This window comes from Klebsiella pneumoniae complex sp. WS1778, from assembly GCF_049472055.1.
Taxonomy (GTDB): Bacteria; Pseudomonadota; Gammaproteobacteria; order Enterobacterales; family Enterobacteriaceae; genus Klebsiella; species Klebsiella quasipneumoniae.
In genome coordinates, this window is the sequence record NZ_JBKGTJ010000003.1 from 525,253 (window position 1) to 537,891 (window position 12,639).

Below are 12,639 nucleotides of genomic sequence, written 5' to 3' on the forward strand. Positions count from 1 at the left end.
ACGGGCCGCGCTATGGAGATTGCTATGTCATCACAACGTGAAATTCGTCTTAACGCTTTCGATATGAACTGCGTCGGTCATCAGTCGCCGGGCCTGTGGGCGCATCCCCGGGATCGCTCCTGGCAGTATAAAGATCTGGAGTACTGGGTGGATCTGGCGCGACTGCTGGAGCGCGGCAAGTTCGACGGGCTGTTTATCGCCGACGTGCTTGGCGTCTACGACGTGCTGAACGGCAGCGGCGACGCGGCGATCCGCCAGGCGACGCAGGTGCCGGTCAACGATCCGCTGGCCCTGATCACTCCGATGGCGCTGGTGACGGAGCATCTGGGCTTCGGTCTGACCGCCTCGCTGTCGTTTGAGCATCCTTACCCCTTCGCCCGTCGTCTGTCGACGCTCGACCATCTGACCAAAGGGCGGGTGGGCTGGAACATCGTCACCTCCTATCTGGAGAGCGGGGCGCGCAATATCGGCCAGCAAACTCAGACCGACCACGACACCCGCTATGACTATGCCGATGAGTATTTGCAGGTGATCTACAAACTGCTGCAGGGAAGCTGGGAGGACGGGGCGGTGCTGCGCGACAGAGAGCGCAAGATCTTCAGCGATCCGCGGAAAATCCATCCCATTAACCATCAGGGACAGTTCTTTTCCGTGCCGGGGATCCACCTCTGCGAGCCATCCCCGCAGCGCACACCGGTACTGTATCAGGCGGGAGCGTCCAGCCGCGGCAAACAGTTCGCCGCCGGCCATGCCGAATGCGTCTTCGTCGCTGCGCCGTCGAAAGTGCTGCTGAAGAAGACGGTGGCGGATATTCGCCGCCGGGCGGCTGAGGCCGGGCGCGATCCGCACAGCATTCTGATCTTCAATCTGCAGACGGTAATTGTTGGCGACACCGACCGCGAGGCGCAGGCGAAATGGCAGGAATATAAGCAGTACGTCAGTTATGAAGGCGCGCTGGCGCTGCTCTCCGGCTGGACGGGGATTGATTTCGGCCAGTATCAGCCGGATCAGGTGCTGAAGTATCTGCACACCAACGCCATTCAGTCGGCGGTGGAGGCCTTCTCCACTGCGGACCCGAACCGGCAGTGGACGGTGCAGGCCCTGGCCGACTGGGCCGGTATCGGCGGATTCGGCCCGCTGGTGGTCGGCAGCGCGCAAACCGTGGCGGACGAACTGCAGTCCTGGGTCGAAGAGACGGATGTCGATGGCTTTAACCTTGCCTATGCCGTCACCCACGAAACCTTCCGCGACGTCGTCGAGCTGCTGGTGCCAGAGCTGCAAAAGCGCGGCGTCTTTAAGCAAGAGTACCGTGAGGGGACCCTGCGCGAAAAACTGTTCGGCGCCGGTCCGCGTCTGGCCGCGCCTCACCCGGGCGCCAGCTACCGACGCGATGCGCGCACGGCGGCATCGGTAGAGGAGAAGGTGACATGATCGCTATCGATGATCTGCATAAAAGCTACCGCACGGCGGATGGCCGGCTCAGCGCGGTGCTGAAAGGGCTATCGCTGCAGGTGCCTGAGCGCTCCATCACCGCGGTGGTGGGGCCGAGCGGCGCCGGTAAATCAACTCTCGCGCGCTGCATCAGCCTGCTGGAGCGCCCGGACAGCGGCAGCATTCGTATCAATGGCCTGGATCTGTCGGTGCTGTCCGGCGAGGCGCTGCGCCGGGAGAGGCGGGCGATTGGCACCGTTTTCCAGTCTTCGGCGCTGCTGAGCCGCAGGACCGCCTGGGAGAATGTCGCCCTGCCGCTGGCGTGGCTTGGCGTGGTGGAGCGCGATATCAAGGCGCGGGTCGGTGAGCTGCTGGAGAGCGTCGGCCTGAGCCACAAAGCGGATGCCTGGCCGGCCCAGCTCTCCGGCGGCCAGCGCCAGCGGATCGCCATTGCCCGCGCGCTGGCGCTGCGCCCGTCCGTTCTGCTGGCGGATGAAGCCACCTCCGGCCTCGATCCTCAGGCCACGGCCTCGGTGCTGACTCTGCTCAAGCGGCTGCGTGATGAGTACCAGTTGGCGATCGTCCTGATCACCCATGAAATGGACGCCGTGCGCTCGGCGGCGGATGCGGTGGCGGAGATCCGCGACGGGACGATCGTCCAGTACGGGCGGCTCGAAGATCTGCTGGCGCGTCCCGATTCCCTGCTCGGCCAGCAGCTGTTGCCGCTGACGCCGGCGGCAGCGGCCCACAGTGATTTGCTGCTGCGTCTGAGCTACCGCTGGGATGTGCCGGTGGCCACCGACTGGATCAGCCGCCTGAGCCAGCAGTGGGCGCTGCAGATCGATCTCCTTGGCGGCCACGTCGAGGTGATTAACGGTCGACTGGCCGGTCGTCTGCAGGTTGGAGTGCGCTTTCAGGGCGAACGCCTGTCGCCCGCGCGGCTGCAGGGCCTGCTGGCGCAGCTCGGCATGACGGCGGAGATCCTCGACAGCGCGCCGTTGCTCAGGGAGGCGGTATGAAACCGACAGTCATCAGCCAGGACACCCCCTGGAGCGAAATCCCTTCGCTGCTGCTTCCCGCCTATGGCGAAACCTGGCTAATGGTGGCCATTGTGATGCTGTTTGTCGTCACGCTGGGAGGGCTGGTGGGGGTGGTGCTATTTAACGCCTCGCCGCGGGGATTATTTCCGCACGCACTGCTGTACCGGCTGCTGAACTGGGTGGTCAACATGGGACGTTCGCTGCCGTTTCTGGTGCTGATGGCCGCTATTATCCCGTTCACTTACTGGCTGACCGGCACCACGATTGGCATCCCCGCCGCGGTGGTGCCCATGATCGCCGCCGGCGTCCCGTTCTTTGGCCGTCTGGTGGAGAACGCGCTGCGCGAGCTGCCGGCGGAGGTCACCGCGGTGGGCGTCGTCTGCGGTGGATCGCGCTGGCAAATCATTGCCAGCGCGCAGCTCAGTGAAGCATTGCCGGCGCTGGTGGCGGCGGTGACGCTAAACCTGGTCTCGATGATCGAGTATTCGGCCATCGCCGGGACCATCGGCGCCGGGGGCATCGGCTACCTGGCCGTGGTGTACGGCTATCAGCGCTTCGACAACCACATCATGATCGCGACGATCGTGGCCCTGATCGCCACGATCCAGGTGATTCAATTTTTGGGTGACCGCCTGGTCAACCGTTTACGCCACACGCAGGGGAACCTTGTATGACAACAGAGCAATTTGAGTTACGTAAAGCGCGGCGCTGGCCCTGGCTGGCGGCGCTGGCGGTGATTATCCTGCTCGCCATCGCTTTCTGGTGGTGGCGGGGACATACCCAAAGCCAGCAGGTGGTCTTCGGCAGCACGTTAAAAATTCACTACGAGCCGGCGATGGCCGGCGAGCAGCGGATTATTGAGTATATTAATCAGCATATTGCGCCCGATTACGGCCTGAAGCTGGAGGCGGTGGGGGTGCAGGATCCGGTTCAGGCTGACCGCGCGGTAGCGGAAGGACAGTATGCCGGGACGATCTATCAGCATCAGTGGTGGCTTAAACAAGTGGTGGACGCCAATGGCTTTGCGCTGTCGACTACGGTGCCGGTGTTCCAGTGGGCGTTCGGCATCTATTCCGACCGCTACTCGTCGGTACAGGCGTTGCCCAACGGCGCGACCATCGTGGTGCCTGACGACGGCGCCAATCAGGGACAGGCTCTGTGGCTGCTGCAGCGCATTGGTTTGATCTCGCTCGACCCGGCGGTAGAGCCGCGCACGGCGAAGCTGAAAAATATTGTCGACAACCCGCATCAGTTTGTCTTTAAAGAGCTGGATCTGCTGACCATGCCGCGGGCGTTAAATTCGGTGGATGCCGCCATCGGCTATGTCTCGCAATTTGACGCCGGGAAAGTGCCGCGTGAGAAAGGCATTTTATTCCCGCCGGCGCCGCGCACCTTTGCTTCGCAATTAGTGATTGGTACGCCGTATTTATCGCAGGAAAATATCGTCAAATTAAAACAGGCCTTTTCTGACCCACGGATCCAGACGTGGTTAAAAACCACCAACGATCCGCTGGTAAAAGACGTATTAGTTCCGGTATCGGCGGAATAAGCGTCCTGCACGACGTCTCTTTTCGTTGTTATTTACTTCCTTTTAGGATGCGCGAAAGCGCGTCCTTTTTGTGCTGGTGATTTTAATTAACTTATTGATTATATTGATTTTTATAGTATGAATTGTTGTTTTGATTCTCGCCGCTCGAGGTTTATAACCGCTGATGACCTGCACAAAATAATAAGGTGAAAAAATGAGTACATTACCAGTGGATAATCCCGGTATCGCTTCGGTACCGGTCAGTAGCGTCGGGGATGTGGCGCGGCTAATTAATTCCGGCAGGGAACAGGCGAAATATGCGCGGATGATTGTCTTCCTCGCGCTGGGCGGCGTTTTTCTCGACGCGTATGACTTAACCACGCTCTCTTACGGTATTGATGACGTCGTGCGTGAATTTCAGCTCTCGCCGCTGCTGACCGGCCTGGTGACCTCCTCCATTATGGTCGGGACCATTGTCGGCAATATTATTGGCGGCTGGCTGACCGATAAATATGGTCGCTATTCGGTGTTTATGGCCGATATGTTCTTTTTCGTTATTTCGGCTATCGCCGCCGGGCTGGCGCCAAACGTCTGGGTGTTGATTGGCGCTCGCTTCCTGATGGGCATCGGCGTCGGCATCGACCTGCCGGTGGCGATGTCCTATCTGGCCGAGTTTTCCCGCTTTGCCGGCAAAGGCAACAAAGCGGCTCGCCTCGCGGCGTGGTGCCCGATGTGGTACGCCGCCTCAACCGTCTGCTTTCTTATTATCTTCGGTCTCTATTTCCTGTTGCCGCAGGAGCATCTTGACTGGCTGTGGCGCGCCTCCCTGCTGTTCGGCGCCGTGCCGGCGCTGCTGATTATCGCCGTCCGCAGCCGGTTCATGAACGAATCCCCGCTGTGGGCGGCGAACCAGGGCGATCTGACCTCTGCGGTGCGCATCTTACGCGACTCCTGGGGGATCCATGCCCATGAGCTCCCGACGGCGAAGCCGGCGTCGGCGCCGAAAGTGAGCTTTCGCGTGCTGTTCGAAAAACCCTACCGTGAGCGGACTATCGTCGCCGGGGTGATGAATATCTGTATCTCCTTCGAGTACACGGCGATTGCCTTTTTCCTGCCGTCAATTCTTGCCCAGTTTCTCGGGGCTGGCGTCTTCGAAACTATTTCGGCATCACTGGGGCTGAACGCCCTGTTTGCCTTTACCGGCGGGCTGCTTGGTATGCATCTGGCGTGGAAATACCCTTCGCGTCATGTGGCGATAGCCGGCTTTGCCCTGCAGTTTGTGGCGCTGATTGTGCTGGCGCTGGTGGGGCAACCGCACGCGACGGCAGGCATCGTACTGGCCATCGCGATGCTGGGACTGTGGCTCTTCGCCGAAGGATTTGGCCCGGGGGCGCAGCTGATGATCTACCCGGCGCTCTCCTATCCCACCGCCATTCGCGCCACCGGGGTCGGTTTCAGCCGGGCGCTCTCCGGGATCGGCAGCGCGCTGGCGCTGTTTATTCTGCCGCTGCTGCAGGCCTCGCTCGGCACGCAGATGTTCTGGGTGGTCTCGCTTGCCGCCATTATTCCCATTTTCTTCCTGCTGGCGGTCCGTCATGAACCGACACGAGAAGATATTGACGCAATTCATGAATAAGGAACCGACTATGACCTTGCTCTCCACTGGCACCGATTATGACGCGCTGGCGGCCGCCTTCCGCCCGATATTCACCCGCATCGCCCAGGGCGCCGCGGAACGCGAACAGCAGCGCGTTCTGCCCGAGGAGCCGATCCGCTGGCTGAAAGAAGCGGGCTTCGGCACGCTGCGTATCCCGCGCGAGAAGGGCGGCTGGGGCGCTTCGCTGCCGCAGCTCAGCGCGCTGCTGATTGAGCTGGCGCAAGCGGATTCTAACCTGCCGCAGGCCCTGCGCGCGCACTTTGCTTTTGTGGAAGATCAGCTGAATCAGCCGGATTCCGCCGGGCGCGACCGCTGGTTTCGTCGCTTCCTTGACGGCGAGCTGGTGGGCAGCGGCTGGACGGAGATCGGCGCGATTAAGCTGGGGGACGTGAACACTCGGGTGACGCCGGCAGAGGGCGGCTGGCGACTCGACGGCGAGAAGTTCTACAGCACCGGCGCGCTGTACGCCGACTGGATCGATGTGTTTGCCCGGCGCAGCGATACCGGTGGCGATGTGATTGCCCTGGTCAGCACCCAACAGCCCGGCGTGGCGCGGGAAGATGACTGGGATGGCTTTGGCCAGCGGCTGACCGGCAGCGGGACCACCCGCTTCACCGACGCCCGGGTGGAAACCGACCACGTCTACGACTTTGCCCAGCGCTTTCGCTATCAGACCGCCTTCTATCAGCATGTGCTGCTGGCGACCCTCGCGGGCATCGGCCTGGCGGTTGAGCGGGATGCCGCGCAGGGCGTCAAACACCGGTCCCGGATGTACAGCCACGGCAACGCCGCCGTACCGCGCGATGATGCCCAGGTTCTGCAGGTCGTTGGGCAGATTAGCAGCTGGGCATGGGCGACCCGGGCCGCGGTCCTGCAGGCCGCGGAATCGCTGCAGCAGGCCTATGTGGCGCACGTCAGCGACGACGAAGCGCTGATCGCCCGGCGCAACCAGCTGGCGGAAGTGGAAGCGGCGCAGGCGCAGGTGATCGCCAGCGACTGGATCCCGCGGGCGGCGACGGAGCTGTTCAATGCCCTCGGGGCGTCGGATACGCGTACCCGTCTGGCGCTGGACCGTCACTGGCGCAATGCGCGGACGGTCGCCTCGCATAATCCGGTGATTTACAAGGCGCGCAATATCGGAAACTGGCTGGTGAACGGTGAGGCGCCGACCTTCATCTGGCAGATTGGCAATGGTGAGAAAACGGCGGGATAAGTCCGTCGGCGACGGGGGGCGCAATGCCTCCCGCCGCCGGGAAAACTAAGGTTTATCCAGCGACCAGGTGGCGCTGCGTACGTCGACTTTCACCGGCAGCAGGCCGATGCGCGTAAAGGTATCCGCCAGCGCCTGCTGTTCGTTATACACCGCCGGCGTCATGCGTTCAGCGCCGTAGGGCAGGCGGGCCAGGGTCTTCAGCCAGATGGCTTTATCCAGCCCGGTTGAGGTCGACAGGAGGCCGGCGGCCTCGTCCTGATGGCTGTTCGCCCACACACTGAGTTTACCCAGCTCATCCACCACCTGTTTTGCCGTCTCCGGGTAGGTATCCGCAAACTTACGGCTGGCGAGATAGAAGGTGTAGTGCGGCACCAGCCCCTCGGCGTTGCTTATTTGTCGCGCTTTCGCGTTGGTTTCCACTTCCGCGAGGAACGGATCCCAGATCACCCACGCATCAATCGCCCCGCGCTGGAAAGCGGCGCGGGCGTCCGCCGGCGGCAGATAGACCGGGGTGATGTCTTTATAGCTGAGGCCCGCTTTTTCCAGCGCGGCGACCAGCAGGTAGTTGACGTCGGACCCCTTGTTCAGCCCCACGCGCTTGCCCTTCAGATCGGCTACGCTGCGGATCGTCGACTGCTCCGGGACCACAATCGCTTCCGTTTTTGGGTTAGCGGGGGAGTGGGCAAGGTAGACCAGATCGGCTTGCGCCGCCTGGGCAAAGGCCGGCGGCGCATCGCCGGTGGCGGCCAGATCGATACTGCCGACGTTGAGCCCCTCCAGCATTTGCGGACCGGCGGGGAATTCGACCCAGCGGACGGCAATGCCCTGTTTTTTCAGGCTCTCATCCAGGGTGCCGCGATATTTCAGCAGCGCGAAGATGTTCGCCTTTTGATAGCCGATGTTGACGGTCTCCGGCGCTTTGGCCAGCGCGGAGGCGGAAAGGGCGGCGAGGACCAGCAGCCAGGCGGGGCGGAATCGGTTGGACATTGTCTGTTCTCCTTAGCGTTTTGCGTAAGGTAACAAACAGCGCTTATAACCATTAAATAACTAAATTTTAATTGATATAACAAAAGGTGGGTGAGAGGGCCCGCCGCGGCGACGCGTGGCGGGCCAGCAGGTTAATCGCAGGCGACGATCTTCATCGCCAGACCACCGCGGGAGGTTTCCCGGTACTTGGCGTTCATGTCTTTGCCGGTTTCGTACATGGTCTCAATGACTTTATCGAGGCAGACGCGCGGCTCGCTGGTCCGGCGCAGCGCCATTCGCGCGGCGTTGACCGCTTTCACGGCGGCGATAGCGTTGCGTTCGATGCAAGGCACCTGCACCTGGCCGGCGACCGGGTCGCAGGTCAGACCGAGGTTATGCTCCATAGCGATCTCTGCCGCGATGCACACCTGGCCCGGGCTACCGCCCAGCAGTTCCGCCAGACCGGCCGCCGCCATTGAGCAGGCGACGCCCACTTCACCCTGGCAACCCACTTCGGCGCCGGAGATCGAGGCGTTCATCTTATACAGCGAACCAATCGCGCTGGCCACCAGCATATAGCGGGCCAGGGAGTTGCTGTTCACCTTGCGGATAAACTTGTCGTAATAGGCCAGCACTGCCGGCACGATACCGCAGGCGCCGTTGGTCGGCGCGGTTACCACCCGGCCGCCGGCGGCGTTCTCTTCGTTCACCGCGAGGGCGAACATATTGATCCAGTCGACCACCGCCATCGGGTCGCTGTTGGTGGTGTCCTGGCTCACCAGCATGCGGCGCAGCGCGGCGGCCCGGCGCGGAACGCGCAGTTTGCCCGGCAGGACGCCTTCGGTGGTAATGCCGCGCTCAATCCCGGCGCTCATCACTTCCCACACCGCGGCGAAGTGTTGCTCCAGTGCCTCTTTACTGTGTAGCGCCAGTTCGTTCTGCATCATCAGGCCGGAGAGCGACAGCCCGGTTTCGCGGCAGTGACGCTGCAGGTCGGCGGCGTTTTTATAGGGGTAAGGGACGGCCACCGGCGCGTCAGTGGTCTGGCCGAAGTGCGCTTCATCGACGATAAAGCCGCCGCCGATGGAGTAGTACGTCTGGCTGTAGAGCACCTGGTCGCCGGCCAGGGCGGTGATGCGCATGCCGTTCTCATGCAGCGACAGGTTGTCGGCATGGAAATTCATGCACTGATCGACCGGGAAGTCCACTTCGTGCTGGCCGTTGGCCAGCATCAGGCGACCGTGGGTGTTAACGTCCTGAATAAATCCCGGAATGGCGTCAATGTCGACGGTGTCCGGCAGGTTGCCGGCGAGCCCCATGATAATCGCGATATCGGTATGGTGGCCTTTACCGGTCAGGGAGAGGGAGCCGTAGACGTCGACGACGACTTTGCTCACCTCGGCCAGCAGGCCGCGCGCGATCAGGTCGTCAGTAAATTGTTTGCCCGCTTTCATCGGTCCAACGGTATGGGAGCTGGAAGGGCCAATGCCGATTTTAAAGATATCGAATACGCTGATCATATGTATTCCCGTGCTGTCGGAAAGCGCGCCGCCGTTCAGCGGCGCGGGGGGAGGTGTTGACTGAATTAGCTGAACAGCGAGTAGAAGATCGCGGAGATGGCAATCAGACCCATAATCACCACGAAGACGTTGCTGACGTGGCCGCTGTATTTACGCATCGCCGGCACTTTCTGAATCGCGTACATCGGCATCAGGAACAGGATCATCGCGATAATCGGGCCGCCGAGGGTCTCGATCATGCCGAGGATGCTCGGGTTCAGCGTCGCTACAATCCAGGTGGTAACCAGCATGAACAGCGCGGTCAGCTTGTTCAGTTTGTTGATTTCGATCGATTTGCCTTTACCGCGCAGGGACTTAATCACCATGCCATTAAAGCCTTCGCGGGCGCCAAGGTAGTGGCCGAGGAAGGATTTGGTGATGGCGATCATCGCGATGATCGGCGCCATCCAGGCAATGATTGGCGCGTTAAAGTGGTTCGCCAGGTAAGACAGAATCGAGATGTTCTGCTCTTTCGCCGCCGCCAGGTCTGCCGGAGAGAGGCTCAGGACGCAGCTGAAGACGAAGAACATCACGGTCAGCACCATCATGATGTGGGCGCGAGCCAGGATGCTGGAGCATTTTTTCTCGGCGCCTTCGCCGTACTCTTCACGCTTGGCAACCGCGAAGGAGGAGATGATCGGCGAGTGGTTGAAAGAGAAGACCATTACCGGGATCGCCAGCCACAGGGTCATCAGCAGGCCGTTGCCGGTGACGGAGGCGCCGCTAAGGGAGAGGGTCTCCAGCGCCGCGCCGTTCCACTGCGGGATCAGGTACAGCGCCAGCACCATCAGGGCGATAACGAACGGGAACACCAGCACGCTCATCGCTTTTACAATCATCTGCTCACCGAAACGCACGATAGTCATCATGCCGACGATCAGGATCAGCGACAGAATAGCGCGCGGCGGCGGCGTCATGTGCAGCTGGTGCGCCATGAAGCTTTCGACGGTATTGGTGATCGCCACGCTGTAGACCAACAGGATTGGATAGATAGCGAAGAAGTAGAGCAGGGTAATCAGCTTACCTGCGCCTACGCCGAAGTGTTCTTCAACCACTTCAGTAATGTCTTCGCCCGGGTTTTTGCCGGAGAGCACGAAGCGGGTCATACCGCGGTGGGCGAAGAAGGTCATCGGGAAGGCCAGAATCGCCATGATAATCAGGGGGATCATGCCGCCGACGCCGGCGTTGATCGGCAGGAACAAGACGCCCGCGCCGATCGCTGTACCGTACAGGCCCAGCATCCACATGGTGTCGGTTTTACGCCATCCGCTGCGGGTTTCGCCCGAAACGATGGTGCTGGTTTGAGTGGTTTCCATCTGTATCTCCTGGAGGAATCAACAAAATCTAATGAACAAATACAATTGCGTAACACGAAATTCGTTTAATTACGGTTTTTTTAGAAATTTTCTCCGTAATAATTGGGCCGGAAAGATACATTTATATGGTTTATGCATCAGTGATCGCGATCTCAAATGCAATAATCCACTTTCAATGTGCGTATTTTTAGTCCAACAGCCTGTTTCTGGTGATCAGCCAGCGATTTGTGGCGCGCAGGCTACCATTTGCAGCATATGAGATAAAAGCGGGGCGGCGTAATAACGAGGGATTTACTGTAAAAAAGAGAAGTGGTCGACGTTTTTGCGCTTAAAACCATTTTTTGCAGTGATAATTGTCGCAGTTTTTACCAACGCAAACGATTGGCTATGTAAAAACAATTCAGGTGTTTGATTAGTCACAGAAAGGTTTTTGGCGCGTTTTGGAAGTCAGAGAAAGCGTGCCCGCCGGGGCAACAGGCGCTGCCCCGGCGGGACGGAAATCAGGCGATGATTTCGTAGCAGGGAATATAGGCGGTACCGCCAGGAAGCTTCATGCGGTGCTGGGCGACGAAGCCCTGCAGCAGATCGTCCATGCGGCGCATCATCTCCGGGTCGCCGTGCAGCTTGTATGGACCGTACTGCTCGATGGCCTGGATGCCCACCTCTTTGACGTTACCTGCGACAATGCCGGAGAAGGCGCGGCGCAGGTCGGCGGCCAGCACTTCCACCGGCTGGTCCGGGGAGAGTTTGAGGTTGGCCATGTTTTCATGGGTCGGATCAAACGGCATCTGCAGGTCCGGCGAGATACGAATCGACCAGTTGAAGCTGTAGGCGTCGTCGGTCTCGCGACGGCTCTCTTTCACCAGCGGCATCGCTTTTTTCATCTGCCGCGCCACTTCCGCCGGGTCGTCGATGATGATCCGGTAGTGGCGACGGGCGGATTCGCCCAGGGTATGGGTGATAAATTCGTCCAGCACGCGGAAGTAGTCAGCGCTCTCTTTCGGTCCGGTGAGGATCAGCGGCAGCACCTGCGCTTTGTTATCCGGATGCATCAGAATACCCAGCAGGTAGAGCAGTTCTTCGGCGGTGCCGACGCCGCCCGGGAAGATGATGATCCCGTGGGCGATGCGCACGAAGGCCTCCAGACGCTTTTCGATGTCCGGCATGATGATCAGTTCATTGACCAGCGGGTTTGGCGGTTCTGCGGCGATAATGGACGGTTCGGTCATGCCGATAAAGCGGCTGTCTTTGTAGCGCTGCTGCGCGTGGCCGACGGCGGCGCCTTTCATCGGCGCTTCCATCGCGCCAGGCCCGCAGCCGGTGCAGATATTCAGTTCCCGCAGTCCCAGCTGCGTACCGACGCGGCGGGCGTAGAGATATTCGTTTTCGTTGATCGAGTGGCCGCCCCAGCAGACGATCATGTTCGGCGCTTCGCCGACGTGTAGCGCGCGGGCGTTGCGCAGGATCGAGAACACCAGGTTGGTGATATGGACCGAACTTTCGAGATCGAGGTTCGGGAAGCGAACGGTATTGTGGATCTGGCCGTACACGAAGAGGATGTCGCGCAGTACGGCGAACAGGTTGGCCTGCAGGGAACGAATAATGCGCCCGTCAACGAAGGCGTCTTCCGGCGGGTTGATCAGTTCCAGCTTCACGCCGCGTTCGCGACGTAGCACGTTAATATCGAAATTTTCAAAACGGGACAGGAGCTCCTTGCTGTTATCGGTCAGGCTCCCCGAGTTGAGCACAGCAAGCGAGCAGTTGCGAAACAGTTGATACAGGTCGCTGCTGGCGGTGCGCTTAAGCATATCCACTTCCAGCTGCGACAGCATATCCATTGAACCAAGCGGGCTAACATGTGTAATCAAGTGAACTCCTTACAGGACGCTTATGGTCTTCCTGTGATTACAATAGCCCTGCGAGCGGCGT

Annotated in this window: 10 protein-coding genes; 6 read left to right on the forward strand and 4 right to left on the reverse strand. The window is 60.4% G+C overall.

All coding sequences use genetic code 11. The annotated features are described in order from the left end of the window. Nucleotides 1-24: 24 nt before the first annotated feature. The 6 genes from ACLEXF_RS17145 to ACLEXF_RS17170 all read left to right on the forward strand — a co-directional run bounded on the left by ACLEXF_RS17145 (nt 25) and on the right by ACLEXF_RS17170 (nt 6,869). Nucleotides 25-1,431 (forward strand): LLM class flavin-dependent oxidoreductase, encoded by a 1,407-nt coding sequence (locus ACLEXF_RS17145; protein ID WP_423265795.1) that lies wholly within the window; start codon nt 25-27, stop codon nt 1,429-1,431. After that, entirely contained in the window at nt 1,428-2,450 is a 1,023-nt protein-coding gene (locus ACLEXF_RS17150) for a methionine ABC transporter ATP-binding protein (protein ID WP_023319026.1), read from the forward strand. The genes ACLEXF_RS17145 and ACLEXF_RS17150 overlap by 4 nt, the downstream gene beginning before the upstream one ends. After that, nucleotides 2,447-3,145: a methionine ABC transporter permease gene (locus tag ACLEXF_RS17155; RefSeq protein ID WP_017899192.1), complete on the forward strand. Its 699-nt coding sequence runs from the start codon at nt 2,447-2,449 to the stop codon at nt 3,143-3,145. Before ACLEXF_RS17150 ends, ACLEXF_RS17155 begins: the two co-directional genes overlap by 4 nt. Continuing rightward, on the forward strand, nt 3,142-4,020 hold the full coding sequence (locus tag ACLEXF_RS17160) for a MetQ/NlpA family ABC transporter substrate-binding protein (protein ID WP_004205538.1): 879 nt from the start codon (nt 3,142-3,144) through the stop codon (nt 4,018-4,020). Before ACLEXF_RS17155 ends, ACLEXF_RS17160 begins: the two co-directional genes overlap by 4 nt. A gap of 193 nt (nt 4,021-4,213) precedes the next feature. Next, nucleotides 4,214-5,635: an MFS transporter gene (locus tag ACLEXF_RS17165; RefSeq protein WP_065696857.1), complete on the forward strand. Its 1,422-nt coding sequence runs from the start codon at nt 4,214-4,216 to the stop codon at nt 5,633-5,635. Nucleotides 5,636-5,645: 10 nt separating this feature from the next. Beyond that, complete coding sequence (locus ACLEXF_RS17170) at nt 5,646-6,869, forward strand: acyl-CoA dehydrogenase family protein (RefSeq protein ID WP_064183183.1); 1,224 nt, start codon at nt 5,646-5,648, stop codon at nt 6,867-6,869. 45 nt (nt 6,870-6,914) lie between these two features. Here ACLEXF_RS17170 and ACLEXF_RS17175 read toward each other — a convergent pair whose 3' ends face one another. From ACLEXF_RS17175 to ppnN, 4 genes are all read right to left on the reverse strand, one after another. Continuing rightward, complete coding sequence (locus ACLEXF_RS17175; protein ID WP_004205545.1) at nt 6,915-7,856, reverse strand: aliphatic sulfonate ABC transporter substrate-binding protein; 942 nt, start codon at nt 7,854-7,856, stop codon at nt 6,915-6,917. Nucleotides 7,857-7,987: 131 nt separating this feature from the next. Then, nucleotides 7,988-9,355 carry an L-serine ammonia-lyase gene (locus ACLEXF_RS17180; protein WP_017899189.1) on the reverse strand — a complete coding sequence of 456 codons (1,368 nt, stop codon included), beginning with the start codon at nt 9,353-9,355 and terminating at the stop codon, nt 7,988-7,990. A gap of 65 nt (nt 9,356-9,420) precedes the next feature. Continuing rightward, nucleotides 9,421-10,710, reverse strand: a complete 1,290-nt coding sequence (locus ACLEXF_RS17185; RefSeq protein WP_004205549.1) for an HAAAP family serine/threonine permease — start codon at nt 10,708-10,710, stop codon at nt 9,421-9,423. A 500-nt stretch (nt 10,711-11,210) separates the two neighbouring features. Beyond that, nucleotides 11,211-12,578 (reverse strand): nucleotide 5'-monophosphate nucleosidase PpnN, encoded by a 1,368-nt coding sequence (ppnN, locus tag ACLEXF_RS17190; protein WP_004205551.1) that lies wholly within the window; start codon nt 12,576-12,578, stop codon nt 11,211-11,213. Nucleotides 12,579-12,639 lie beyond the last annotated feature (61 nt).

What these genes read in the sequence shown, in the direction of transcription:
- ACLEXF_RS17175 (WP_004205545.1), bottom strand. Translation starts at nt 7,856, where the DNA reads ATGTCCAACCGATTCCGCCCCGCCTGGCTGCTGGTCCTCGCCGCCCTT.
- ACLEXF_RS17185 (WP_004205549.1), bottom strand. Translation starts at nt 10,710, where the DNA reads ATGGAAACCACTCAAACCAGCACCATCGTTTCGGGCGAAACCCGCAGC.
- ACLEXF_RS17160 (WP_004205538.1), top strand. Translation starts at nt 3,142, where the DNA reads ATGACAACAGAGCAATTTGAGTTACGTAAAGCGCGGCGCTGGCCCTGG.
- ACLEXF_RS17170 (WP_064183183.1), top strand. Translation starts at nt 5,646, where the DNA reads ATGACCTTGCTCTCCACTGGCACCGATTATGACGCGCTGGCGGCCGCC.
- ACLEXF_RS17180 (WP_017899189.1), bottom strand. Translation starts at nt 9,355, where the DNA reads ATGATCAGCGTATTCGATATCTTTAAAATCGGCATTGGCCCTTCCAGC.
- ACLEXF_RS17145 (WP_423265795.1), top strand. Translation starts at nt 25, where the DNA reads ATGTCATCACAACGTGAAATTCGTCTTAACGCTTTCGATATGAACTGC.
- ACLEXF_RS17155 (WP_017899192.1), top strand. Translation starts at nt 2,447, where the DNA reads ATGAAACCGACAGTCATCAGCCAGGACACCCCCTGGAGCGAAATCCCT.
- ACLEXF_RS17165 (WP_065696857.1), top strand. Translation starts at nt 4,214, where the DNA reads ATGAGTACATTACCAGTGGATAATCCCGGTATCGCTTCGGTACCGGTC.
- ACLEXF_RS17150 (WP_023319026.1), top strand. Translation starts at nt 1,428, where the DNA reads ATGATCGCTATCGATGATCTGCATAAAAGCTACCGCACGGCGGATGGC.